This is a genomic window from Arenibacter sp. ARW7G5Y1 (genome assembly GCF_003201775.1).
Lineage (GTDB): Bacteria > Bacteroidota > Bacteroidia > Flavobacteriales > Flavobacteriaceae > Arenibacter.
This window is the reverse complement of the sequence record NZ_QJJZ01000001.1, coordinates 545,306-571,872: the sequence shown is the minus strand read 5'-3', so window position 1 is coordinate 571,872 and position 26,567 is coordinate 545,306. Positions and strand designations below refer to the sequence as shown.

24 protein-coding genes are annotated in these 26,567 nt (G+C 41.5%); 4 read left to right on the top strand and 20 right to left on the bottom strand.

The features are described from left to right. Positions 1–356: 356 nt before the first annotated feature. Together C7972_RS02405 and C7972_RS02400 are read left to right on the top strand one after the other, a co-directional pair. Entirely contained in the window at positions 357–932 is a 576-nt protein-coding gene (locus C7972_RS02405; RefSeq protein WP_110354594.1) for a DJ-1/PfpI family protein, read from the top strand. A gap of 104 nt (positions 933–1,036) precedes the next feature. After that, on the top strand, positions 1,037–1,882 hold the full coding sequence (locus C7972_RS02400; RefSeq protein ID WP_220020847.1) for a penicillin-binding transpeptidase domain-containing protein: 846 nt from the start codon (positions 1,037–1,039) through the stop codon (positions 1,880–1,882). Between the two features lie 82 nt (positions 1,883–1,964). On the opposite strand, the gene C7972_RS02395 is transcribed toward C7972_RS02400, so the two are convergent. Further along, entirely contained in the window at positions 1,965–2,951 is a 987-nt protein-coding gene (locus C7972_RS02395; RefSeq protein ID WP_110354593.1) for a metallophosphoesterase family protein, read from the bottom strand. Positions 2,952–3,321: 370 nt separating this feature from the next. Between C7972_RS02395 and aqpZ the strand changes: the two genes are divergently transcribed. Continuing rightward, the gene (aqpZ, locus tag C7972_RS02390) at positions 3,322–4,011 is read left to right on the top strand and encodes an aquaporin Z (RefSeq protein WP_110354592.1); all 690 of its coding nucleotides are present in this window, start codon (positions 3,322–3,324) and stop codon (positions 4,009–4,011) included. A gap of 284 nt (positions 4,012–4,295) precedes the next feature. On the opposite strand, the gene argH is transcribed toward aqpZ, so the two are convergent. The 19 genes from argH to C7972_RS02300 form a co-directional block, all read right to left on the bottom strand. Next, on the bottom strand, positions 4,296–5,576 hold the full coding sequence (gene argH, locus C7972_RS02385; protein ID WP_110354591.1) for an argininosuccinate lyase: 1,281 nt from the start codon (positions 5,574–5,576) through the stop codon (positions 4,296–4,298). Between the two features lie 158 nt (positions 5,577–5,734). Then, positions 5,735–6,802: a M20 family metallo-hydrolase gene (locus C7972_RS02380; protein ID WP_110354590.1), complete on the bottom strand. Its 1,068-nt coding sequence runs from the start codon at positions 6,800–6,802 to the stop codon at positions 5,735–5,737. Between the two features lie 2 nt (positions 6,803–6,804). Next, positions 6,805–7,584: an acetylglutamate kinase gene (gene argB / locus C7972_RS02375; RefSeq protein WP_110354589.1), complete on the bottom strand. Its 780-nt coding sequence runs from the start codon at positions 7,582–7,584 to the stop codon at positions 6,805–6,807. Between the two features lie 206 nt (positions 7,585–7,790). Continuing rightward, the gene (locus C7972_RS24130) at positions 7,791–7,919 is read right to left on the bottom strand and encodes a hypothetical protein (protein WP_258364750.1); all 129 of its coding nucleotides are present in this window, start codon (positions 7,917–7,919) and stop codon (positions 7,791–7,793) included. A 19-nt stretch (positions 7,920–7,938) separates the two neighbouring features. Then, positions 7,939–8,883, bottom strand: a complete 945-nt coding sequence (locus tag C7972_RS02370; protein ID WP_110354588.1) for an acetylornithine carbamoyltransferase — start codon at positions 8,881–8,883, stop codon at positions 7,939–7,941. A 4-nt stretch (positions 8,884–8,887) separates the two neighbouring features. Further along, a complete protein-coding gene (proB, locus tag C7972_RS02365) occupies positions 8,888–9,649 on the bottom strand; it encodes a glutamate 5-kinase (RefSeq protein ID WP_110354587.1) in 762 nt (253 codons plus the stop codon). Between the two features lie 35 nt (positions 9,650–9,684). Then, a complete protein-coding gene (locus tag C7972_RS02360) occupies positions 9,685–10,881 on the bottom strand; it encodes a glutamate-5-semialdehyde dehydrogenase (RefSeq protein ID WP_110354586.1) in 1,197 nt (398 codons plus the stop codon). Then, complete coding sequence (locus C7972_RS02355; protein ID WP_110354585.1) at positions 10,878–12,005, bottom strand: aspartate aminotransferase family protein; 1,128 nt, start codon at positions 12,003–12,005, stop codon at positions 10,878–10,880. The genes C7972_RS02360 and C7972_RS02355 overlap by 4 nt, the downstream gene beginning before the upstream one ends. Positions 12,006–12,064: 59 nt before the next feature. Next, positions 12,065–12,859, bottom strand: coding sequence for a pyrroline-5-carboxylate reductase (gene proC / locus C7972_RS02350; protein WP_110354584.1), 795 nt, complete (start codon positions 12,857–12,859; stop codon positions 12,065–12,067). 107 nt (positions 12,860–12,966) lie between these two features. After that, positions 12,967–13,941 (bottom strand): N-acetyl-gamma-glutamyl-phosphate reductase, encoded by a 975-nt coding sequence (argC, locus tag C7972_RS02345; RefSeq protein ID WP_110354583.1) that lies wholly within the window; start codon positions 13,939–13,941, stop codon positions 12,967–12,969. Next, on the bottom strand, positions 13,934–15,124 hold the full coding sequence (argG, locus tag C7972_RS02340) for an argininosuccinate synthase (protein WP_110354582.1): 1,191 nt from the start codon (positions 15,122–15,124) through the stop codon (positions 13,934–13,936). Before argG ends, argC begins: the two co-directional genes overlap by 8 nt. 43 nt (positions 15,125–15,167) lie before the next feature. Then, the gene (locus C7972_RS02335) at positions 15,168–15,797 is read right to left on the bottom strand and encodes a GNAT family N-acetyltransferase (protein ID WP_110354581.1); all 630 of its coding nucleotides are present in this window, start codon (positions 15,795–15,797) and stop codon (positions 15,168–15,170) included. Between the two features lie 217 nt (positions 15,798–16,014). Next, entirely contained in the window at positions 16,015–17,400 is a 1,386-nt protein-coding gene (gene mptB, locus C7972_RS02330; protein WP_309148905.1) for a polyprenol phosphomannose-dependent alpha 1,6 mannosyltransferase MptB, read from the bottom strand. 265 nt (positions 17,401–17,665) lie between these two features. Next, complete coding sequence (locus tag C7972_RS02325; RefSeq protein WP_110354579.1) at positions 17,666–19,150, bottom strand: cellulose synthase family protein; 1,485 nt, start codon at positions 19,148–19,150, stop codon at positions 17,666–17,668. Between the two features lies 1 nt (position 19,151). Then, a complete protein-coding gene (locus tag C7972_RS02320) occupies positions 19,152–19,841 on the bottom strand; it encodes a glycosyltransferase family 2 protein (RefSeq protein WP_110354578.1) in 690 nt (229 codons plus the stop codon). Positions 19,842–19,975: 134 nt separating this feature from the next. Then, positions 19,976–21,556 carry a 4Fe-4S dicluster domain-containing protein gene (locus C7972_RS02315; RefSeq protein WP_110354577.1) on the bottom strand — a complete coding sequence of 527 codons (1,581 nt, stop codon included), beginning with the start codon at positions 21,554–21,556 and terminating at the stop codon, positions 19,976–19,978. Between the two features lie 9 nt (positions 21,557–21,565). After that, positions 21,566–22,912: an NAD(P)/FAD-dependent oxidoreductase gene (locus C7972_RS02310; protein WP_110354576.1), complete on the bottom strand. Its 1,347-nt coding sequence runs from the start codon at positions 22,910–22,912 to the stop codon at positions 21,566–21,568. A 167-nt stretch (positions 22,913–23,079) separates the two neighbouring features. Continuing rightward, positions 23,080–24,126 carry a cell wall metabolism sensor histidine kinase WalK gene (locus tag C7972_RS02305; RefSeq protein WP_110354575.1) on the bottom strand — a complete coding sequence of 349 codons (1,047 nt, stop codon included), beginning with the start codon at positions 24,124–24,126 and terminating at the stop codon, positions 23,080–23,082. Further along, positions 24,126–24,812 carry a response regulator transcription factor gene (locus tag C7972_RS02300; RefSeq protein ID WP_110354801.1) on the bottom strand — a complete coding sequence of 229 codons (687 nt, stop codon included), beginning with the start codon at positions 24,810–24,812 and terminating at the stop codon, positions 24,126–24,128. The genes C7972_RS02305 and C7972_RS02300 overlap by 1 nt, the downstream gene beginning before the upstream one ends. Positions 24,813–25,138: 326 nt before the next feature. Between C7972_RS02300 and C7972_RS02295 the strand changes: the two genes are divergently transcribed. Then, positions 25,139–26,557 (top strand): hypothetical protein, encoded by a 1,419-nt coding sequence (locus tag C7972_RS02295; RefSeq protein WP_110354800.1) that lies wholly within the window; start codon positions 25,139–25,141, stop codon positions 26,555–26,557. The last annotated feature ends 10 nt before the right edge of the window (positions 26,558–26,567 follow it).

The window sequence follows — 26,567 nt, the reverse complement described above, 5'->3', positions numbered from 1 at the left end:
AACCTGCTGTACAAATTCTGCTGACTTGTCATTAAACAACTACCTTTTCTATGTCAACTCAACTTTCAACTTGGAACCTGGAACTTGAAACACATGAACCCTGTAATGCCAACAAAACAACAAAAGTGTATTAAAAGAAGGTTAATTTTTGAAAGGCCCCACAACTGTAACCACCTAAATAACAATTAATTACCTCTATTATACAAACCCTTATAAAAATTATTAGGCCCAACGCAAACCAAATATTTACTAACTTGAAGGGTATTATTGTTATGACAAGGCTAGTAACTTTTCACCTAAAAATCTTAAATACCAATAATAAAGCGTAAATAATTTTTTAACCCTAAAGAATAGCAATGAAAAAAGTATTGTTTTTAACCGGAGATTTCACTGAAGATTATGAAACCATGGTCCCATTTCAAATGCTGGAAATGGTGGGATACACCGTACATACCGTTTGCCCGGACAAGAAAAAGGGGGACATTGTTAAAACAGCCATACACGATTTTGAAGGCGACCAGACCTACACGGAAAAGCCTGGTCATAATTTTGCCTTGAACTACAGCTTTGTAGATGTGAATGCGTCCGACTATGATGGTTTGGTGATTGCAGGAGGAAGGGCTCCTGAATATTTGCGATTGAACAAAAAGGTGCTCGAAATAGTACAACACTTTTTCAACACCAACAAACCTGTTGCCGCCATCTGCCATGGCATTCAAATTTTAACTGCTGCAGGAGTTGTAAAAGGAAGAAAACTCACGGCCTATCCAGCAGTGGGGCCGGAAGTAACCTTGGCTGGAGGGGAATTTCAATCCATTCCCGTAGATGGGGCCTTTGTAGATGGCAACTTGGTTACCTCCCCCGCCTGGCCTGCACATCCTAGTTTTATAAGGGAATTTTTAAAAGTGATGGGCGCTAAGATCCAATTGTAAAGAATATAAAAAATGGTGACCTAGATCCAAAGTATTTAGGACCTGTAATATGCTGAATATCCAATAGGCCCACTTAAATAAGTGGGCCTTGCGGATTTAAGAAAATGAGTGTAAAAATCCCTTTCAACACATTTATTTATAAGGAAATAATGAAGAAAATAGTGCTTGTGGCCGCTGTTTTAAATTGCAGTTTTTTCTATTTGTTCGGCCAAGAGGACCTGTCCAAACCTTTTAGCGACTGCAATATAAAAGGAAGTACAACAATTTATGATTACCATGCCAAAAAATGGATTTCAAGTGATATTGAGGACAGCCACAAAGGCACTTTGCCCGCTTCCACCTTTAAAATCATCAACACCTTGATCGCCTTAGAGACGGGGGTGGTTAAAACTGAAAATGACATAATTAATTGGCCTGGGGCCACGGATACCATTAAATACGGTTATCGCCCTGATATTTATCACAATATGTCCATGAAAGAGGCATTTACAACCTCGGCGGGCTGGGTATATGTTGAGTTGGCAAAAAAAATTGGAAAAGAAAAATACAATCTATATTTGCAGGCCTCCAATTATGGCAACACCGACCTGTCCATAAACGATGACGATTTCTGGAATTTTGGAAATTTGGCCATTTCCCCTGCCAATCAAGTAGCCATTTTAATAGGGGTATATGAAGAAACCCTACCCTTTAAAAAGACTTCCTTTCAGATCCTAAAAGATATGATGGTCCAAGAGCGGACGGCAGATTATACATTACGGGCCAAGACTGGTTGGACCAGGGACGGCGGTAAAGATACCGGTTGGTGGGTAGGTTATTTGGAACGAAGTGATAATGTTTATTTTTGCGCTACCAGATTGATCAAAAATAGGGCCGATAAAAATCCCGATTTTGGCGCCTGTAGAAAAGAAATCACCAAGAACATCCTTCGGCAATTGAATATGTTATAATAAATCTCTCATGATAGCCATTGGGACGCTCAACCTAAAATTTTATGGTCATTGCGGGAGGGTTGGGGGGAGTTCCACCCATCTATTCCACAAATGAATCTGGCCAAGTGCAGGGATAGACTTTTTTGCCGTTAACCTCCCGTATCCAAGTGTCAAAGCTACGTTTCCCCTCTTTTAAAACAATTATTCTTCCACCTTCTATAGGAGCTTTGTTATAGGTTTTTGTTTTGGTAACCCTACCATATGCCAAGGCCATATTGTAATGCACCCCTATGTAATCGTTATTGTGATCATGACCTACAAAAGTGCCCATGACATCCTTGGCTTCCAACATGGCGGCAAACATACCCGTATTAATTTCCGGACCACATTCCTGTTCTTTGCGTTTCCCTATGGCCTTTACTTTTTTGTTCTTCCATGCCTGGTAATACTCAGGTAACGGAATATGAAAAAAGGCAATGGCCGGTAAGGGTCGGTGGTTGTTTAATTGGGTGAATTCCCTGCTTTTTTCCTTGTACCAGCTTACTTGACTATTATCAAACCAGCCCCACCCATCCACTTCAGGTTTTAAGGTACTGTAGGCATTGGAATCCATGACATAAATAAGCGCTTTGTTCTTATTATCGGTACTGCGAACAGGATAAACAAAGTTGGAGTGGCCATAAGTCTCTCCCTGGTCATTGTTTAGACAGTAATTCAAATTCTGAAGAAAGTCGGCCACTTCTTTCCTTGAAAGATCGGCTTGGGAATCGTGATTTCCCAGGGTAACGATCCATGGCATTTTGGCTTCGGTAAAAATAGCTTCAAATTCTTTATAAGTCTTTTCCGGATTGCCATCGGTAGCTACATCGCCCGTTAAGACTACTAAATCCGGTTTTTCTATGGCCATGATTTTTTTAATGGTGATAAAGGCATCCACGTTTTTACCACTCTCTACATTAACATGGGTATCCGTAAACTGCAGCACTTTAAACTCCTTGTTCCCATTAAAGTATAATTGGGAAATGTCTTGGGACTGTACAGAGGGAGATAAAAATAGTGCAAACAATAAAATAAATCTGAACTTCATAGGTACTGATAGTAATTGTGGTTAACAGTTTACAATAATAAGAAAGTAATTTCCGCTGTGCAAAGTCTCCTGCTGTGCAAAGTCTCCTGACTTCGCACTTCACAAGCCCTATCTCACTAAACAACCATGCTTGAACTTACAATCCCTTCCCCTGCTGTGCAAAGTCTCCTGACTTCGCACCGGCTGTGCTAAGTCTCCCGACTTCGCACTTTATAAATCCTTTCGTTCAAAATATTTAAGCCTGGACTTACAAGCCATTTTAGATATTCCTAAACCTTATTATTTGAAAATTAGAGTGTTAAATAAAAAAGGAGCGCAAGTATTTATTATATTAGGGATATCAATTGTAACCACCAAAACAAAATAAAGTATGAAAAAATTAGTCGCAGAATTTATTGGAACCTTATGGTTAGTATTAGGAGGGTGTGGAAGTGCTGTATTGGCCGCTGCCTATCCGGAATTGGGAATTGGCTTCGTAGGCGTAGCCATGGCCTTTGGATTAACCGTGCTTACCATGGCCTATGCCATTGGGCATATTTCGGGATGTCATTTAAATCCGGCCGTATCCATTGGACTATGGATAGGCGGCAGGTTCGACAAAAAAGAACTGCTTCCCTATATTGTGGCCCAGGTTCTGGGGGGAATTGCAGGAGCCAGTATTTTATATCTTATTGCCAGCGGAAAAGCCGGATTTGAAATTGGAGGGTTTGCCGCCAATGGATATGGGGATCATTCTCCGGACGGTTATAATATGATGTCCGCCTTAATTACGGAAGTTGTTATGACCTTTATGTTCTTGATCATCATCTTGGGAGCTACGCACTCCAAAGCCCCTAAGGGTTTTGCGGGACTGGCCATAGGTTTGGGCTTGACGCTCATACATTTAATAAGCATCCCGGTAACCAACACTTCGGTAAACCCAGCAAGAAGTACTAGTCAGGCTATATTTGCAGGGGACTGGGCCATGGGCCAACTATGGTTATTTTGGGTGGCCCCAATAGTAGGTGCCATTTTAGCTGGATTGGTGTACAAGTATATTTCTCCTGAAAAAACAGCTTAGCACATTTTCTGCCAAGTAGGTGTTAACCTTTTTAAAGTAAAAAAGATAGAATGAATAGGTGAGTTGCTCCCGGTAGAAATATCGGGACAGTTCACTTGATTTTGGCAATCCCTGCTGCTGTGCAAAGTCTCCGCTGTGCAAAGTCTCCCGACTTCGCACTTTATAACCCTATCTCACTAACAACTGTTCACTGTTTAAGAAATCTTGTCCATTTTCTTTCCGCTGTGCAAAGTCTCCCGACTTCGCACTTTTATAACCCTATCTCACTAACAACTGTTCACTGTTTAAGAAATCTTGTCCATTTTCTTTCTGATCTCTGCCAGGCATAGATTGCCAAAACTGCCTTCATGGGTGTGTCTAATATCTCTTTTGGGCGTAAATGTACCCTCATTGATCTCCTTGCCCATTTTCTTATAGGCATCACGGAAAGGCGTGCCGGTCAATACCAGTTCGTTCAAGGTATCCACACTAAACAGGTAGTCGTATTTGGGATCGTCCAAAATATTTTCGTTTACCCGTATTTCCTTTAAACTAAAGGTCATTATTTCCAAACAGGCCTTTAGGTCCTGTATGGCAGGTACGATCACCTCTTTTACCAATTGCAGGTCCCGGTGATAGCCACTGGGAAGGTTGTTGGTAATCAAGATCAATTGGTTGGGTACGGTCTGGAGTCGGTTACACTTACCGCGTACCAGCTCAAACACATCCGGATTTTTCTTATGGGGCATTATACTGGACCCTGTGGTTAGCTCATCTGGAAAAGAGACAAAATTAAAGTTCTGGCTCATATACAGGCAAATGTCCATCGCCATTTTAGACAGGGTGGCGGCAATGCTGCCCATCCCAAAGGCGGCTGCCTTTTCTACTTTGCCACGGCCCATTTGGGCGGCCACCACATTGTATTTCATAGTTTCAAAGCCCATTTCTTCTGTAGTAAAACTGCGGTCTATAGGGAAGGAACTTCCATAACCCGCGGCACTACCCAAGGGGTTTTGGTCCGCTACCTTATAGGCGGCATCCACAAAATAAAGATCGTCTACCAAACTTTCGGCATAGGCCGAAAACCAGAGTCCAAAAGAAGATGGCATAGCTACCTGTAAATGGGTATAGCCGGGCAACATCACATTCTTGTGCTTGTCCGCCAAGTTCAAGAGCAGGTGGAACAACTCCTTGGTCTGATCTTTAATCTCTGTTAATTCGTTCTTTAGGTACAAATGCATGGCCACCAAAACCTGATCGTTCCTGGAACGTGCAGTGTGAATTTTTTTACCTGCATCGCCCAACCTAAGGGTGAGAAGGAATTCAATTTTGGAATGCATATCCTCAAAACTGTCCTCTATGGTAAAGGTGCCGTTTTCTATGGTCTTGGCTATATTGTCCAGCTCATGTACCAAGGATTCGGTTTCCTTAAGGGTCAACAGACCAATTTTGCCCAGCATTTTGGCATGTGCCTTGGAGGCGATTACGTCGTATTTTGCCAAAAGCAAATCCAGTTCCCTATCATTGCCCACCGTAAAATGGTCTATTTTCTTGTCGGTGCTAAATCCTTTGTCCCAAAGTTTCATTTGTCGTTTTTATTTGTTTTTTTTTAAAGGTCAAATGTAGTTCGCCTTTAAACCTCTCTAATAAATAAACAGGTTCGTTCCGGCTCGGTTCATTTGATATTTTTTTATTGTTTTTTTTATAGGTCAATTACAATGAACAAACCAACATTGTTTATTGTTTATTGTTTCAAAAATCCTTGCAAGATCTTAATATACAAATCTATTCCCTCTTCTATTTCCGCCACATAAATAAATTCGTCCGCAGAGTGACTACGGGTGCTATCGCCAGGCCCCAATTTTAAGGACTGACAATAGAGGGCCGCCTGATCGGATAGGGTTGGGGAGCCATAGCTACTTCTGCCCAAGGCCAAGCCCGACTGTACCAAAGCGTGATCCTTATTGATCGAGGATGAGTTTAGTCGTAACGAACGGGGCTTTACCTCACAGGGTGCTTCGGCAGTAAGTATGTCCGCTATTTCCTTGTTGGAATAGCAATCGTTTACCCGTACATCGATCACCAGATCCACATGACCAGGCACAACGTTGTGCTGGTTGCCGGCATTCATCTGGGTTACCGTAAGCTTTACCTCGCCGAGCACTTCCGATACCTTTGGAAACTTATAATCCTTAAACCACTGCAATACTTCAATGGTATTGTAAATGGCATTATTATCGTTGGGGTGGGCGGCATGGGAGGGCGTTCCACTTACCTTGCCTTCAAACACCACCAAACCTTTTTCGGCAATGGCCAAATTCATCAGGGTAGGTTCCCCCACTATGGCCACATCAATTTTTGGTAGGATCGGCAACATACTGTTAAGACCGTTGGGACCGGAGCTTTCCTCTTCCGCAGAGGCCACGATCACTACATTATGGCTCAGGTTTTCCTGAGCGTAAAAATAGGTAAAGGTAGCGATCAGGGATACCAGGCATCCGCCGGCATCGTTACTGCCCAGTCCAAACAATTTTCCGTCCTCAATATGTGGATGAAAGGGATCTTTGGTATAGGCCGAATTGGGTTTTACCGTATCGTGATGGGAGTTGAGCAGCAGCAAAGGCTTGCTCTCGTCATAGTATTTGTTAAAGGCATATACATTGTTCTTCTCCCTTTTAAAAGGGATGTCGAAATGTGTAAACCATGCCTCAATGGCATCTGCCGTCTTATCTTCTTCGGAGGAAAACGACTGAATTGAAATCAATTTCTGTAACAGCTCAATAGCCTTTTCCGTAAGTTTTTGTTGATCCATGTTTATAAGGTAATAGTGGTAAATAAGGTAGCATTAGGGTTTAACATATCCAAGTCCCCAATACAGACCTTGCCCACATTTTTATGAAGCGCATGAAAGCAATTTTCCAATTTTGGTAGCATGCCATCCGCTATAATCTTCTTTTCCAATAATTCTTGGTAATTCTTAGGCTCCAGGTGTTTTACCACAGAGGTTTCGTCTGCAATATCCATCAACACCCCTTTCTTTTCAAAACAATAGTAGAGGGTGGTGTCATAATCCCCGCTCATTCCAATGGCCACTTCCGAAGCAATGGTATCGGCATTGGTGTTCAGCAACTGCCCTTCTTTGTTATGCGTGATGGCACAGAACACTGGAACAAATTTGGCCTGCAACAATTTGCCGATAGCCGCTGCATTTACTTCCTCTACATCTCCTGCAAATCCGTAATCGATTTGCCGTACCGGTCTTTTCACGGCCCGGATGGTATTGCCATCGGCCCCACTAAGCCCTATGGCGTTGGTACCTCTGGCCTGCAATTGGGCCACTATATTTTTATTGGCCAATCCACCATAGACCATGGTAATTACTTTTAGTCCCTCTTCATCGGTAATGCGTCTTCCTCCCACCAATTTGGATTCTATCCCCAATTTTTCAGCGATCTGGGTAGCCAGTTTGCCCCCGCCGTGGACCAATATTTTAGGTCCTTGCATAGCGGCAAAGGAATCTAGGAATTTGTTGAGTTCCACTTCGTTCTCAATAACGTTCCCTCCAATTTTTATTATCGATAGTTTTTGTTTCATGTCTTTTTATACTTCCTGCTTAGGTCCCTGTTTTTTCTGACCAGCTGTTTCAGTCCTTTCATTGAGGTCTCTACTCCGCTGTTGTGTAAAGTCTCCCGACTTCGCACTTTATAACCCTATCACACTAAACAACTAGTCACTTGTTACCATTCAAAGTCTACTTCTCGGTATAATTTTATTTCGTTTCACTACATAAAATCATCTACCTACGTTTTCAATCCCTTCCGTCCTCTCCTCCTATCGTCGGAGAAGCCACCTTCCCTTGCCAAGGGAAGGAACCCCTTCTTATCGTCATTGTTCGATTGCCATTGTTCACTACCCAACTGTTTACTCATTACTGATAACTGTTCACTTTTAACCCTCCAAGCTCTCCAGCAACTTCTTCAGCACAATTTGTGCGGAATAGGTCCTATTATTGGCCTGTTGTATGGTCAAGGAATTATTGCCATCCAAAACCTCATCGGCTACCACTACATTACGTCTTACCGGTAAACAATGCATAAACTTGGCTTTGCCCAACTTTTTATTGGTCATGGTCCAATCCCTGTCCTGACTCACCACCTTCCCATAATCCTGGTAGCTGCTCCAGTTTTTTACATAAACAAAATCGGCATCTTCCAAGGCCTTGTCCTGATCGTACTCTATTTTGGTGCCCTTGGTCACCTCTGGATTTAAATCATATCCTTTGGGATGGGTAATTACAAAATCGGCATCCTGCAAATGCATCATTTCCACAAAGGAATTGGCCACTGCATGCGGCAATGCCTTAGGGTGTGGTGCCCAGGACAGGACCACTTTAGGTCTCTTCTTGGTGTTATTCTCTGCCAAGGTTATGGCATCTGCCAACGCCTGTAATGGGTGGCCCACAGAGCTTTCCATATTCACCACCGGAATACCGGCGTATTTTTTAAAACCGTTCATGACCACTTCTGCCTCATCCTGCTCCTTATCGGTCAAGGAGGCAAAGGCCCTAATGGCGACTATATCACAATATTGTGCCACTACCTGGGCCGCTTCCTTAATGTGTTCGGAGGTACCTTGGTCCATGATGGTACCATCTCCGTACTCCAAAGCCCATCCTTCACTTCCAAAGTTCATCACAATAACCTCCATCCCCAAGTTCATGGCCGCTTTTTGTGTACTTAAACGGGTTCTAAGGCTGTTATTGAAAAATAATAAACATATGGTCTTAGCCTGTCCCAAGGCTTTGAATTGAAGCGGATTCGCCTTTAATGATCTAGCTTCTTCTACCCATTGCGGTAGGGAATCGATATCTTTTAAGGATAAATAGTGTTGCATTTCTTTATTTTATGGTTGTAAAAGCAGTTTTGTTTTCTAGGGCATCAATAATAAAATTGTCCTTTAGGCCGTTCACGATCCAGGTTTCCACATGGGCCTGTCTGGCTATGTTGGCCGCCTCTATCTTGGATTCCATTCCCCCGGTACCATGGGAAGATTTAGAGCTACTGACCTCCTTTTGCAGCTCTATCAAATCGCCCACTAGTCGAATGGTTTCGGGCTTCTTATTAATGAACGATTCCTTGGTGTAAATACCATTGGTATTGGTTGCAATGATCAACAGATCTGCCTTCATCAAGGCTGCGGTCAATGCTGCTAATTTATCATTGTCCCCAAATTGGATCTCATCGGTAGCTACCGTATCGTTCTCATTGATAATGGGAATAAAATTATTGGCCACCAGTACATTAATGGTATTGCAGATGTTTTCTTTGGAAACTTCCTTTTCAAAATCGGAATAGGACAAAAGACATTGGGAGGTAAACAAGCCCAATTCCCTAAAATTCTCTTGAAAAATTCGCATTAAATGGGGCTGACCAATGGAGGCCAAAGCTTGTTTAACGGTTATTTCCTGTCCGTTGTGTTCCAGTTTTACAAACTGTTTGGCAGCGGCTATGGCCCCCGAACTTACGATGATGAATTCGTAACTATCCTTTAGTTTCGCAATCTGCCTCCCTATATCCTCAATTTTCCCCCTGGAAATATGGTCCGTTTCCTTGGTGAGGGTGTTGGATCCTATTTTTAATAATATTCTTTTCTTCTGCATGTGCTTTTTTTTAGACCTAATGAAAGGTCCGGCTACTATCTTATTTGACCATCCCCCTTAATATACCATTTGTTGGTCACCAAATGTTGTAGCCCTATGGGGCCCCTTTGGTGCAATTTATCCGTGCTAATGGCCAATTCACCGCCCAGGCCAAATTGTCCACCATCGGTAAAACGGGTGGAAACATTGTGATATACCGCTGCGGAATCCACGGAATTCATAAAAAAATCGGCTCCTTGTTCTTCTTCGGTTACGATTACCGAGGAATGACCTCCACCATAGGTATTGATCTTTTCAACCGCTTCCTCCGTGCTTCCCACTTCCCCTATAAGGATCTTATAATCCAAAAATTCTTCATACCAGCTGTCCTCTGCAATAATCTCCGTAGTATCCACTGTACTGGCAAGGCTACTATCAACCAAGACCTCTACTTTTTTCACTTTTAATTCTGCTATCAAATCTTTTATAAATGCCTCTTTGTTGGGCAGTGCGCTATCTATCAATACCTTGTCCAAGGCATTACAGGCCGAGATCTTTGTGGTCTTGGCATTTAGGATAATAGACATTGCCTTTTTAAGGTCGGCCTTGGGGTGCACATAGAGGAAGTTATTTCCCCTTCCACTGACGATTACGGGACAGGTGGCGTGTTTTTTGGTAAAAGCGATCAGTTTTTCCCCTCCTCTAGGAACTATAAGGTCTAACTTTTGGGTCGGTTTTTCCAAAAATGCTTGGGTCTGCGCCCGATCAAATTCCAAATAAGTGACCCAATCCTTGGAAATACCGTGTTGCTCCAAAGATTTATGCCAAAAATTGACCAATACCAAATTGCTTTGTAGCGATTCCTTTCCGCCTTTCAATAAAATTCTGTTACCGGATTTAAAGGCAATGGCTGCTGCCTCTATGGTAACATCGGGCCTGGACTCATAAATTATAAGAACGGTTCCAAAAGGGGCCGTTTTATTACTTACGCGCATCCCATTGTCGTGGATGAAATTAAAACGTTCCAAACCCAAGGGATCATCCTGTCCCGCCAACTGCCGCAAGGATAGGATCATGCCATCTATTTTGGCTTCGTCCACCTTGAGCCGGTCATACATTGCCAAATCATCGCCATTATAGGCCTCGAGGTCTTTTTTATTGACCTCAAGGATAGTTTTTCGTTCGCCATCGATAAGCTGTGCCATGGTATTGAGCACCGCATTTCTTTGGGATATGTCTAAATTTAAACTCATGCCAATTCCTTTTTTAGGGCATCAAAAAATTGATCCAAATTTTCTTTGGTAATATTCAATGCAGGTAATACTCTCAAAACGTGTTTGTCACTGGCGCCACCGGTGAACATATGCTGATTATGGATAAGCTTCTTGCGTAGCTCCGCTACTTCAAAATCGAATTCCAGCCCCAGCATAAGACCCATTCCCTTTACCCTTTTTACTTGTGGAATGCTGGCTGCCTTTTCCTTAAAATACTCAAAAAGGTCCGCGGCATTTTCAATTAAATTCTCATTTTCGATCACTTCCAAAACCGCCAATCCAGCGGCACAGGCCAAATGATTCCCGCCAAAAGTGGTTCCCAACATTCCGTAAGAAGCTTTAATGCTCTCGTGGATAAGCACCCCGCCAATGGGAAATCCGTTCCCCATTCCCTTGGCTACCGTAATAATATCCGGTTTAATCCCGTAATGCTGAAAGGCAAAGAACTTACCGCTCCTTCCATAACCACATTGCACCTCATCTGCTATAAGCAAGGCACCATTTTCCTTACAAAGTGCGGCTATATTTTGATAAAATTCTTGGGAAGGCCGATCTAGACCCCCTACCCCTTGAATGGTTTCTATAATTACACAACAGACATCCCCTTTTGAAATCTCAGTTTTAAAAGCGGCCAAATCCTCGAAAGGAAGTATGGTTACTTTTTGTTGCTTGTTGATAGGTGCGTTTATTTTTTCATTATCGGTAGCGGCCACAGCGGCAGAAGTCCTTCCATGGAATCCATGTTTAAAGGATATTACACGCGACTTACCTGTTTGGAACGATGCCAACTTTAGGGCATTTTCGTTGGCCTCCGCCCCTGAATTGCACAGGAAAAGGTTGTAATCTTCACAAGCGGAAAGTTCCCCTAATTTATGCGCCAAGGCTTCTTGGACGGGGTTCTGTACGGCATTGCTATAAAAACCGATCTTATCCAACTGATCCTTCAATCTATTTACATAATGTGGATGGGAATGTCCAATCGAAATTACGGCATGTCCTCCGTAAAAATCCAAATACTCCTGTCCTTTGTCATCGGTGACTACGATTCCCTGTGCCGAAACGGGAGTAACCTTATATAATGGGTATACATCAAATAATTCCATCTTCTATATTGTATTATGAACCTCCATTGTCTTATAACCTTGTAGGTTTACGATAGAGGTTATCCTTTTTTTATTTCGTTTATCTTGTCAAATGAGGCCACTATTCCCCTGATCAGGGAGGAGCTTAATCCTTGGTGTTCCATTTCGTTCAATCCGGAAATAGTACATCCCCTTGGGGTGGTAACCTTATCTATTTCATTTTCTGGGTGACTGTCAGATTCTATCAACAAACTGGCAGCCCCGTTACAGGTATGCATGGCCAATTCCTGTGCTTCCTTGGCATCGAATCCCAATTGAATGGCCCCTTGTGTGGTAGCTCTGATCAATCGCATCCAAAACGCAATTCCACTGGCACAAATAACGGTAGCGGCCTGCATCTGGTCTTCCGGAATTTGCATGGAATGCCCCATACGGTTAAAGATGGCCTTGGCCAGGTCTACCCTTTTGGCCCCTTTCTCATTGCTGCAGATACAGGTCATGGATTTCCCCACGGAAATAGCTGTATTGGGCATGGCTCGAATAATATAATGATCTGGCCCTATAACTTCTTCCATTCGGGCAATACTAAAGCCGGTAATAGTTGAAATAATAACATGTTTCTCCGTAAGGATGTCCTTCACCTCTCCCAATATTTTTACAAATTGGCCAGGCTGTACCGCAAAAATCAGGATATCGGATTTGGCCACCGCCTCCCTATTATCCGTAGTAGTGGTGACAATTCCATAATTTTCAATCTCCTTAAGTCCATTAAGACTTCTCTTGGTCAGGACCATGGAAGTGGCCCCATTGGTGCTCAAAATACCTTTGGCTATGGATAGACCTAAATTACCTGCTCCAATAATAGCTATTTTCATTCCTTATTTGTTATTTGTTCATTCCCTAAACCAAGAGAATCCAATGGTTGATCAATTTGTTTGTCGGTCGGTCATAATATCACCATCAACCCCAGGGGGCAACGATTTTAAAATACGCCTGCTTTCAACTGCAGGCCTTCCGTTTCCTTAAATCCGAACGCCAAGTTCATGTTCTGCACTGCCTGCCCTGATGCCCCTTTCAATAGATTGTCTATGGCAGAGGTGATCAGCAGTATATTGTTATGCTTGTGCAAATGAATATGACATTGGTTGGTATTCACCACCTGTTTTAGGTTGATGTCCTCCTCTGTTACCTGGGTAAAGGCCGCATCCTTGTAAAACTCCCTGTACAGTTCATAGGCTTCTTCCAAACTCCCATCAAATTCGGTATAGGCCGTGGCCAATATCCCTCGGGTAAAATTCCCCCTATTGGGAAGAAAAAATAGTTCCCCGGTATTTTCCTGAAGACTGTGCAAGCTTTCATTAATTTCCCCTAGGTGCTGGTGCGTGAAGGGCTTGTACCAGGATACGTTATTGTTCCTCCAGCTAAAATGTGAGGTTGCCGAAAGGCTTACTCCTGCCCCTGTACTTCCAGTAACAGCATTGATATGTACCGGTTTATCCAACTTATGGGCTTTTGCCAACGGCAATAACCCCAACTGAATAGAGGTAGCAAAGCAACCTGGATTGGCAATATAGTTCGCTTTTTTTATTTCTTCCTTTTTTAGTTCCGGCAAGCCGTAGACAAAAGCCTTTCCATCCAGAACGGCATCGGCCTCCAACCTAAAATCATTACTTAAATCAATGATTCTTGTGTCCTTGGAAAACTCGTTTTCCTTTAAAAAACTCGTGGAATTGCCATGACCCAGACAAAGAAATACGACATCCACATCTTTGTTTACCTTTCCTGTAAAAACCAAATCGGTAACCCCCAACAGGTCTGGATGTGCCGTGGTAATCTTTTTACCTGCCCTTGTAGTACTAAAAACAAAATCTATGGTTGTATTAGGGTGGTTCAGGAGAATTCTAATGAGTTCCCCACCGGTATATCCTGACCCTCCTATAATTCCTACCTTAATCATTATGCTGGTTTACGTGGTTATATATTTTTCCCGAATTGGAAAGTATCTTAATAAATCCTTTGGCATCATCTGCCGTCCATCCTTTGTTCATCTCTCCATAACTACCAAAAGAGGCGTTCATCAAATCGTGCGAAGAGGATATCCCGTCCAATTCAAATCGATAAGGGTGCAGGCTTACAAAGACATCACCACTAACGTTCTTTTGGGTATCGGTCAGGAAGGCCTCAATATTTCGCATTACCTCATCCAAATAATTTCCTTCATGCAACAACATACCATAGAAATTGCCCTGCATTTCCTTCTGATACTGTTGCCATTTGGTAAGGGTATGTTTTTCCAATAAATGGTGGGCTTTGATAATGATCAGGGAAGCAGGTGCCTCAAACCCTACCCTACCTTTAATTCCAATAATAGTATCGCCAACGTGTATATCCCTACCAATGGCATATTTGGAAGCTATTGCCTCCAATTTTATGATGTTGTTCACCGGGGTATCGTTATCGCCATCCACAGCAATTAATTCCCCCTTGTGGAAAGTAAGTTTCAACTGGGTGGGTTCCGTCTCCTGCAATTGGCTTGGATAAGCAGAGTCCGGTAAGGATTTGTGCGAGGTAAGTGTTTCCTCACCCCCTACGGAAGTTCCCCACAAACCTCTATTGATAGAGTATTTTGCCTTCTCCCATGGGTAATCTACCCCATTCTGTTTCAAATATTCAATTTCTACCTCCCGGGCCAATTTATTATCGCGAATGGGGGTAATAATTTCAATTTCCGGTGCAATGATCTGGAAGATCATATCAAACCTAACCTGATCGTTCCCGGCCCCTGTACTACCGTGGGCTATATATTTGGCACCTACTTTTTTGGCGTAATTAACAATTTCAATGGCCTGAACAATTCGCTCCGCACTAACCGATAAGGGATAGGTATTGTTCTTTAAAACATTTCCGAAAATTAAATACTTTACTACTTTTTCATAAAAGGTGTTTACAGCATCTATGGAAGTGTAGGTAGTAGCCCCCAATTCCAAGGCTTTTTTGTGAATGCTCTCTATTTCCTCCTTTGAAAACCCACCGGTATTTACACTTACGGCATGTACTTCAAAACCTTGATCCTTTGACAAATACTTTGCGCAATAGGAAGTGTCCAATCCACCACTATATGCTAATACTAATTTTTTCATGCTAAACTTATCTTATTGTTATATTCACAGTAGTATTGATCCACTACTTTGCTTTCTTATTCAGGAACAGACTTTCCTTTATACTTTTTAATCGTTGAAAAGCCTTGGAATTCAATTTTTCCTTCGGCTCCTGTTTAATCTCCTTGACTTTGGTTTCGGGGTCGTACAACATTCCGGTACAAAGGCACATTTTTTGTTCTGTCCTAGTAAGGATATCGAAATTTTTACAGGTCTGACAGCCCTTCCAAAACTCTGGATCAGTGGTAAGTTCCGAAAAAGTTACCGGTTTATAGCCCAGTTCATAGTTCATCTTCATCACTGCCAAGCCTGTAGTAATCCCAAATATTTTGGCATCGGGAAACTTACTTCTGGAAAGGTTGAAAATCTCCTTTTTTATTTGCTTGGCCAAACCCTGATTCCTGTAATCCGGATGTACTATAAGGCCCGAATTGGCTACAAATTTTTCATGTCCCCATACCTCAATATAACAGAATCCTGCAAATTTATCGCCGTCCAAGGCAATAATGGCATTGCCATTATGCAGTCTTTTTTGAATATATTCAGGAGTACGCTTGGCAATCCCGGTGCCGCGCACTTTGGCCGATTCCGCAATGGTATCACAGATGATCTCGGCATATTTAAAATGGGAATCGTTAGCAATAACAATCTTCATTGAATGTTGCTTTTAAAATTAAAATTATAATTTATTTTTTTTGAGAGGGAAATGGACTCACCTATTTCCATAAAAGAAGCGCACCCTTACGGGCGACGACGTGTAGGCGTAAATGAATATGCAAGGTTGGAAACCCCGTTTACGTTTAGTATGTAATATAAGTTATTCATTCTACCATCAAAAGTACAAATAAAAATGAATTTATGTGATTGATGTGCTAATTTTTACTAAATAGTATCTTTTTGTTATGTAATCTAACAATTTCATAAAACATAAATCCATATACTGCAATATATTCAACGGCCAACAGCCAATAATTCTCCCTAAACCCTTCATTGGAATAGGCCCAGTAGCTCAATACGATACTCAGGGACCAAACCATAGGGAACCTAAACTCGGTAAACAGGCTTAAAGTCAATAAGAAAATAATATACCATGGATGCACCGTTGCGGACAAAAAATAATATAAGGTAAGCACCCACAACATAGAGGTCAGCAAACTTGACATCTTTTTATTGTCCCTAAAAAACGTAAACAGGGCTACTGAGGCAATAACGATTATCGGGGTAATCTTTCCATAATCCTTGATAAGTTCCCAAGGCTTGACATCGAAATTTAGGGCCACTTTCTTTATGGCGTTGTACAGCCCTGCATTGAATTCAAAATTGGAGAACCACAGCCCTACCGTCTGCAAGTAATTATTTGCAAATTCCTGGGAATAGAACGGGAGTATTAAAAGGACCGTTGTTAAACCCACAACCGCATAGAATGGAATACTTTTCTTAAACCCGAAATACTTTAAGAACAAGGGCAGAAATAGCAATGGGACCAATTTAATAGAGATGGATAGCGCGTATACAACAGCTGCCAACAACCATTTCTTATTGAAGAGAAGACAAATAGCCCAAACAAAAAAGAACAACATCACCCCTTCAAAATGCAGATTCCCCGTTAGTTCCAAAACAACCAAGGGATTTAAGAAATACCAAAAGATCAGATGGGTGGATTTATTGAGCTTTTGCAGTAATTTTCGACCGAAATACAGGATTCCCAAATCGGCCAAAATTATAATGGTTCTCATGACCAATACGCTGCCCACTATACTCTTTCCCGACAACCAAGTGGACAACGCAAAAATAAACTGATTCAATGGAGGATAATTACTGTAATTTGATGCACTGAGGCTGCCCATGCCACTCACCAATTCTGCGGCATTGTGCATGAGGTGGCCGTTTTGAATTATCAAGTCCTTAGGAAGATGAAGGTAGGGACTCATCCCAATATTGATCAATTGCCCGTCCCAGATAAATCTATAAAAATCCTGTGAAAGATTAGGTTCTGCAAAAAGTAGCAACAACCGGAAAAGTGTCCCGGAAATAGCCAGAAACTTAAAGTTCCATTTTTCAAATTGTATCAGCTTATAGCATAAAAAAAACAACCCCAAATAAAGACTCAGCAGCTTCATAAAATCGGGCCGGTCCAAATGGTAACCAAAGGAAATATAGAAGAGGATGCTAAGCAGCACCATTAAAATTGGAATCCTATGGAGTTTCCAATAAGAAATGGCCCTTTGGGTCATGGTCGTCTGGTGGTTTTTGGTCACTTTATTAATTCAGCAATCTCCCAAATTTAAATGAAATTATCAAATATCTATACTTCCAATTTTGATTTTGGCAATAGAAAGCTGATTTTTTTAAAATTCAGGAATGACGACAAACAAGATCATTGCTCCAACATCGGCGCAAAAGAAATCCTATTTATTTCTTAACTAAGGGTTTAGGAACATAAATCCGATGAATAATTTCAAAAGTAAAAAAGCCCTTTCTTTAACAAGAACAGGGCTTTTGAAAAACGTTTATAAATATTATTTATGCCCTTGCCATAAGGGATTTGAAGAATACATAACCGAAGCCCAAAAATAACATAAAGTGAAATGGGAAAAGTCCAAAATCATTCAAAGGAATGGCACTGTACATTCCAAAAAGGAAGTAAAGCATTAAGGCCGCTTCCAAAATCATATTGGGAGAAAGCTTGGTAGCCAGATATTTATTCCCCTTCCAGCTGTCCTTTATACTGTTCAAATTAAATTTTGGGGTCCTGACAAACTCAGATCTTTTACCCATATGACCTTCCAGGACTGCAATGGAGTTGTGCAATGAAAATCCAAGGGCCACAGAGAAAAAGGTAAAAAAGATTTTTATATAGTCTACAAAATTATCAAAACTACTACCCTGTATACTCTTATAGGTAAACCAATAACAAACGAAAAGGATAATAGTGCTTAAAATAAAAAACTTGGTGGCTTCAAAAATCCACCCCAAGTGATCATAAGTATTTTTAATGTACATCATGGGAATGCTCAGCAATGCCACCAAAAATACACAAAGGAACATGGAGCTATTCAACAAGTGCATCACCCCGTGAAATTTGGTCTTGAACGAGATGTTCTTAGCGGAAATAACACTCCAAACCGTTTTTCTAAAGTTTTCGGCCCCACCTTTGTTCCAACGAAATTGCTGGGAACGGGCAGCACTGATTACTACAGGAAGTTCTGCAGGCGTCTCTACATCCTCCAAATATTTAAATTTCCAATTCTTTAATTGGGCACGGTAGCTAAGATCCAAGTCCTCGGTCAGGGTATCTCCTTCCCAATTTCCGGCATCCAAAATACATTCTTTTCTCCAAATACCTGCCGTACCATTAAAGTTTATAAAATGGCCCTTGGCATTACGTCCTACCTGTTCCAACGTAAAGTGGGCATCCAAAGCAAAAGCCTGTATACGGGTCAGAGTAGAATATTCCCTATTGATATGTCCCCATCTTGTCTGAACAACACCAATTTCCCTATCTTTAAAATAAATAACGGTTTTCTTCAACCAATCACTGGAAGGCAAGAAATCTGCATCGAAAATGGCAATAAATTCTCCTTTGGCCTTATCCAGTCCTTCTTTTAAAGCACCTGCCTTATAGCCTTGCCTATTGGACCTTCTAATATGTTGTATATCCAAGCCAGTCTCCTGAAGGGCTTTTATTCTCTTGGCAGTGTCCAGTACGGATTCGTCCGTTGAATCGTCCAATACCTGAATTTCCAATTTACTCAAAGGATATTCTATTTTCGAAATATTGTCCAACAAACGCTCCACTACGTATTCCTCATTATAAATTGGAAGTTGTATGGTTACAAATGGTATTTCTTTTGGATCCAATAAATTGAATTTTGGAGCCTCCTTATTTCTCCTTTTATAACCTAGATAGTTGACCAATAAATTAAGCTGGGCCAAGCTATAAAAAAATATTAATAATAAGGATATACTGTAAATCGCAATGATAAAGTAAGTAATTGTTAGTCCCATTTTATTTTAAACTATATTTAAATATCCAACCCAGGATTTTTATGCCTGCAAATATACTACCTTTTACAGTACCTGATACTTTTGATATGCCAATTCTTTTTTTATAACGCACTGGTACTTCGGTATATGTAAACTCTTTTTTTAGAACTTTCAACTGCATTTCCACGGTCCATCCGTAAGTCTTATCCTCCATTTCCAACGCCAAAAGCTTATTGTACTTTATGGCCCTAAACGGACCCAAATCAGTATAAGAAGCTCCAAAGAACCATTTCATTAAAGTGGTGGCCAATGCATTGCCAAAAACCTGTTGTGGCGTCATGGATCCTTCTTCCCTCAGGCCCTTTGTTCTGGCACCGATAACAAAATCCAAATTGTTTTCCAGTATAGGCTTTACCACTTTGGAGAGTTCTTCGGGATAATCCGAATAGTCTCCGTCCATAAATACGATAATATCGGGTGTTTTGGATTGTTTGGAAATATAATTAATTCCCCTTAGGCAGGCATAGCCATATCCCATCCTATCCTCGGTGAGGACAGTGGCCCCGGCCTCCTTGGCATTAAGGGCCGTATCGTCTGTAGAATTATTGTTTACAACAATTATTTCAGAAACAATTTTAGGAATTTCCTTTATAACGTTCGCAATGGAATCAGCTTCATTATAGGCAGGGATAATTACTTTTATATCGGTCATTAGCGTAGTTGAAGGGTCATTCTTATTTATCCATGGTTACCCATTGTTTTGATAGCGCAAAGGTATCAATACTTTGATCAATCCATGGAGCTACCCCAAGGTTTGCAACAATTATTTCTACCCCCACCAAATGCCTATTTATTATTGACCAACTCCATTAGATCAACATCGTTCCCCAAAAGCACTTCCGTGGGATTTATTCTTCCCTTGAGCGGTCCATTTTCCAATTTTAAGACCCCCCTAGGACAAACGGCGGAACAAATGCCACAGCCCACACAGCTGGACCTGACAATGTTTTCACCTTTTTGGGCGTATGCCCTGACGTCTATGCCCTGCTCACAATAGGTAGAACAATTGCCACAGGAGATACATTGACCGCCGTTGGTGGTAATCCTAAAGCGCGATTTGAACCGCTGTACAAATCCCAAATAGGCCGCCAAGGGACAACCAAACCTACACCATACCCTATTCCCAAAAATGGGGTAAAATCCGGTACCGATTACTCCTGCAAAAAATGCTCCGATCAGAAGACTATAGGTATTTTGCACACTTTGTGTTTTTAAACCCAAGACGGTGCCAGACTCGGTAAAGAAACTGTAGAGTGTCATCATGGTCATTCCCACGGCAAAGACCAATACCCCGTGCACCAACCATCTTTCCACTTTCCAAGAAAAAAGCGACTTGCTCGAATGCTGTCTATAGGGATCTCCCAGAGTCTCTGCCAATCCACCACAACCACAGACCCAGGAACAGTACCATCGCTTTCCAAAAAAGTAGACCATAACGGGCACAATTACCAAAGTAAGCACTATGCCCCAAACTAAAATAAAAAGTCCTATACCCCCACTGTTCAATAAGGATTTTAAATTCCATTGGAAGAAGAAATCATAGTCTAACGGAAATGCATTTTTAAAATCGTAATACGGCATCTGCAGCCGTACCATTATTTCTGGAATAAGAAAGGCAAAGACAATTTGAAAGAACAATACAGAGGTGGTCCGTACCATCTGGTACATATTGTGCCTGTATTTAATATACATTCTTACGGCCATAACCGTCATTACCGTACAATACATAAAGCCGTACACAAACCAATGTCCGGCAGGATTTCCACTTAGAAACTCACTGATAGGATCCACTAGGTAAGTCCAATTTACGGCAAATTCCGAGCGGAAATAAAGTACCAAATAAAAAGAAACCAGAAAAACGAAGACCAACCAGGCAATCCATCCCCTATTGGTGGCATTTTCATGGTAGATCCCATTATTTTTTATTCCCTTTTGCCCTAACAAAACCACATTGGGAACAATAAAAAGTAAAGCCCCTATAATTCCCAGACCAAAGGTCAGAAACCACATTAATCCCTTGTTTTCTACTATAAACCCACTCCCAGAGCCCTTGCCCACCGTGGCAGCCAAATCATGCGGCCCCGTATAGATAATCTTTTTATATTCCTTGTTTTTTCTATGTTGTGCATTGGCGGCCTCCAGTGCCTGAGTTATTTTGGGCGATAATGAAAGCATTCCTTGAAACTGTTTGCCAACCACATTTTCTTGCATCCGATCTATAAAAAATTCGCTTGAAATTCCTTTTTCCCGAATTATTTGATCCATTGTCGCAGGGGTCACCTTAAATTCCCCGATAAAGGGTAGAATGGTAAATACGGTAAGGCCTATCAAAAAAATGAAGAGTCCTATTTTTTTTATTATTTGCATCTTAAGACTTTATACGTTGCTAAAAATTCGTTTCCAACTTTTCTTTTTGGGCCTTATGTTCGTACCATAATGGGAGTTATAGCAGGATATAATGGCTTGCTCATATTCCGCGTAGAATTCAGGGTCAAAATTGGCATCCTTTAAATATTCCAACACATAGGATACACTTCTTTTCTCTGTAAGCCATCGGTCCAAAATCTCGTGGCGCATTCGAATTCCAAAGGTATTGATCCCCAAAAACAGTTTAGTATCCCTGTGGAAGGCGATGGTGACACATATTTTCTCCTTGGGATGCCGCCAATGAAAATGCTGTTCATGGTCTTTTTTGGCTCTTTCGCTAAATACCCATCCATAAGTTTGATACTCTATATCCAAAAATTTTGCGGAATTGAACCAATGGCCAGGATTATAGGCCGTTTTGTTACCGCAAATTGTCTGGGCCAACGTTTCCCCCATCATTCTTCCCGTATACCAAACGGCCTCCACCGGCCTGCGGTTGCCTATGGATTCATGTTGTTCGGCACAGTCCCCTATAGCATAGACATCGGTTATATTGGTTTCCAAGAAGTTATTGACCTTTACTCCTTTACCTAGCTCAATTCCAGAGCCTTTTAGAAAATCAATGTTTGGAGCAACCCCTGCGGTTAGCCCCACCACCGTACATGGGATCATCTCCCCCTTATCCGTAACCACGGCCTTTGCCCAACCATTTTCATCCGCAATAATCTCCTTTAGATTGGTGCCCAATTTTAGATCTATATGATGTTCCAAAATGTGTTCATTGATCATTTGGGATTCACCTTCGGGCAGGACTCCGTTCCAAAAGCTGTCCTCACGGACTAAAAAAGTAACAGGGATATCCCTACTCCTAAGCATTTCCGCCAATTCGATCCCGATTAATCCGCCCCCAACGATTACTGCCCTCTTACAAACTTCATTGTTTGGCGCATTGGTCTCCAACAATTCCAAATCCTGTTTGGAATACAATCCCTGTACCCCCTTCAAATCCTGTCCTGGCCACCCAAACTTATTGGGTTTGGAACCTGTGGCAATAATGAGTTTATCATATCCCATTTCCTCGGAACCATTTAATATTAGCTTTTTATTGGCCGTATCTACTTGGGTTACATAACCATGAACCAGATTCAATCGGTTTTTTTTCCAGAACCAATTTTCGTAAGGCTGGGTATGCTCAAACTTCATATGGCCCATATAAACATACATCAAAGCCGTTCTAGAGAAAAAATAATCGCTCTCAGCTGAAATAATGGTGATTTTTTTGTCGGATAGTTTTCGGATATGGCGCGCCGCCGTAATACCGGAGATTCCATTACCAATAATAACAATATGTTCCATAGGGTTTAGGTTGATAACTATTAGGTCGTATCTAAAGATAATAACTTAATCGTTCCCCATTAATTTAGAATTATTCAAGGTAACGGAAAATTGCTTTAATGAAGTCATTGGAAAGGACCAGAGGTTGGCCTTGAATAAAGAAATCCGTACAATAGTGCCGCTCAGGATTATTTGGTGGTCTTTTCCAAAGTAAAAGAAAATTCGGAGCCTATATCGATTACACTTTCCACATAGATCTTCTCATTGTGGGCCTCTATGATATGTTTTACAATTGCCAATCCCAAGCCAGACCCACCTTCGGCCCTACTCCCACTTTTATCGACCCTGTAAAATCTTTCGAAAATTCGGGCAAGGTTTTGTTTGGAAATGCCCTCACCATTGTCGGTCACCCGGATAATCACCTTATTTTTGATTAAATTCTCCACACTCACTTCGGTAGTACCGTTCTGCTGCCCATATTTAATGGAATTGACCACCAAATTTGTAATGACCTGTTGTATTTTTTCCTTATCGGCCTTAACAAAGATTGGATCCTTATAATCCATGTCAAAGGTCAGGGTAATATTCTTTTTAGCGGCTTTCATTTCCAAAAGCTCAAAAACATTCTGCACCAGTTCCAAAATATCAAATTCCTCTATCTCCAAATTTAGGTCCCCAACTTCCAATTTGGTTATAAGATCCAAATCCTTAACAATGTAGATAAGTCGCTCTACCCCCTTATTGGCGCGTTGAAGATACTTTTTCCTAAGACTTTTATCGTCCATGGCACCATCCAAGAGGGTTAAAATATAGCCCTGGACCGTAAATAATGGTGTTTTTAATTCATGGGAAACGTTACCCAAAAAATCCTTTCTATATTCCTCCCGGATTTTTAAGGTATCTATTTCAATTTTTTTGTCCTTGGCAAACTTCTCTATTTCATCAGTCAGGGACCGCATATCCGTTGTAATGGTCTTGGGAGCCAAAGAGGTGGACTCCAAGAGGGATACATCATTATAAATACGCTCTATGTTACGGTAGATAAATTTTTCTATCCTTAATTGTACTACAAGAAATGAAATAAAGGAAGAAGTTACCAAAATAACCGCAAGGAGTTGCCAATCCATGGAACCACTGTTCCACAAAAATATTCCCAGGACTGTAGTTAAGATAAATGAAATTAGAATTGTAGTACGTAGGGCAAACCTATATGATTTTTTAATCCTCGTAACCATTATAGTACAAACTTATACCCTACCCCTTTTACCGTTTTAAAATGATCATCCCCAATTTTTTCTCGAAGTTTTCTAATATGGACGTCAATGGTCCTACCACCAACAACCACTTCATTGCCCCATACCTTATCCAGGATTACCTCCCTTTTAAAAACCTTGTTCGGCTTGGAGGTCAATAACGCCAAGAGTTCAAACTCTTTTCTGGGAAGAACAATCTCCTCTCCCTTGTTAACAATTTTATATTCCTCCCTATTTATGGTAATCTCCCCAACGTTAAAGATATCTTCTACCTCCTGCTCCTCATTCTTTAACCTTCTTAGCAAAGCCTTTACTTTGCTCACCAAAACCTTAGGCTTAATGGGCTTGGTAATATAATCGTCCGCACCTGCATCGAAACCGGCCATTTGCGAATAGTCTTCGCCCCTAGCGGTGAGGAATGTAATCAAGGTATTTTCCAAACCTTCGGTACGCCTAATAATTTCACAGGCTTCAATACCGTCCATTTCTGGCATCATTACGTCTAAAATAATTAAGTGGGGCTTCTTCTTTTTTGCCTTTGAAACCCCCTCCATACCATTTTTTGCAGTAATAACCTCATACCCCTCGGCAGACAAGTTATAACTTACAATTTCTAGAATATCCGGTTCATCATCCACCAAAAGTATCTTAATGTCCTTTTTTTTCATGCCATATTTTTTTTGTCCATAAACGGTCATCTGCAACCTATTCCCTTTGGAAGCGGAGGTTACTGTGGTCTATCACAACCCTTAACAGGAACCAATTTAACCATGCCCGTTTAGCCTTAATATTTATTGGTTATCCGCGCCAAAAGTAAAGATAATACTATTACACCAAACCACTTAACACGGATTTAATATAGTAACATTTAGATAACATTAAGCCAACAAACTATTAATCTGAGGGTAACGCGACTTTTACAGTTGGGTCATTTATTTGCCATGTTTAAATAAAACAAGTGAACTCAAAAATGAAACCGAAAAATTCAATTGAAATGAAAAAACTATTATTATCCGCATTGGCCATAGGTGCCTTAGCATTTACGTCCTGTAGTAATGATGATGAACCGCCAATAGCTGAAACAGTAGCTACCTGTAATGACGGAATTCAAAACCAGGGAGAAACTGGTGTTGATTGCGGCGGACCTAATTGTCAGCCATGTACAGAAGCAACGGCTACTTGTGAGGATGGCATCCAGAACGGAGATGAGACAGGCGTGGACATAGGTGGTTCATGTGCCGAAATTATTACAGTTTCTGGAGAAATAAGCACCGACACTACTTGGTCTGCAGACAATATATATCTATTGGCAGGCAAAGTTGTTATTGGAATAGGGAAAACCTTGACCATTGAGCCAGGCACTATCATTAAAGGCAAGCCGGGTTCAGGATCTTTGGCATCTGCTCTGATTGTCCAAAGAGGATCTACCATTATGGCCAACGGTACGGCCGATAAGCCAATTATATTTACAGCCGAGGCAGACAATATAGGTGTTGGACAGGCAGCTGGAACCAATTTGGACTCCAATCAAAGAGGACTATGGGGCGGACTAATTGTTTTGGGAAGAGCTACCGGTTCTTTCAAAGGCGATGTAACAGAGGTACAGATTGAAGGTATACCTGCCGATGACACTTTTGGACTTTACGGTCCTGGGGATGCCTTGGACGATGATGACAGTTCAGGAGAATTGGAATATATCTCCATTCGCCATGGTGGTGCTTTGATCGGGGAAGGAAACGAAATCAACGGCCTTACCTTAGGTTCAGTGGGTCGTGGCACCAAGATCGAAAATATTGAAGTTGTTGCCAATGTTGATGATGGTATCGAATTTTTTGGAGGAACTGTAAACACAAAGAATCTATTGGTTTGGGCCCAGGGCGATGATGCTTTGGATATTGACCAAGCTTATTCCGGAACTATAGACAATGCGGTGGTAATATCAGGTGAGGCTTCAGACCATGCTTTTGAAATTGACGGTCCGGAAGGTTCCATCAACGGTTCCTTCACCCTGCAAAACGCCACTATTTTTGGCAGTTCAACGGCCGCCGATGGTGAGTATGCGGATTACAGAAGTAATGCTATGGGAACCACCAAGAATATCTACGCCCTTGGATTCCAAGATGGAAAAGATGTGGAATTGGACGCCAATGATGTGGCCCAAAACTTCTTGGACGGCGAATTAAAATTCGAAGCCTGGCAAATTGTAGGTTTCAACAACAGTATTTTCGCTGAAAAAGTTAAAAAAGATGACGACGGAAACGAAGTGGAATCTAAAATAATCCTTGATCCAACTTTTACGGAAAGAGCTGCAGACTGGACCACACAAGTTACCGATGGTGCCCAGACGGTAGGTGCGGACCTGACGGTATTTTCCTGGACCTATGCAAGTGCTAAAGCTGGTTTGGGTTTCTAACAGAAACTAT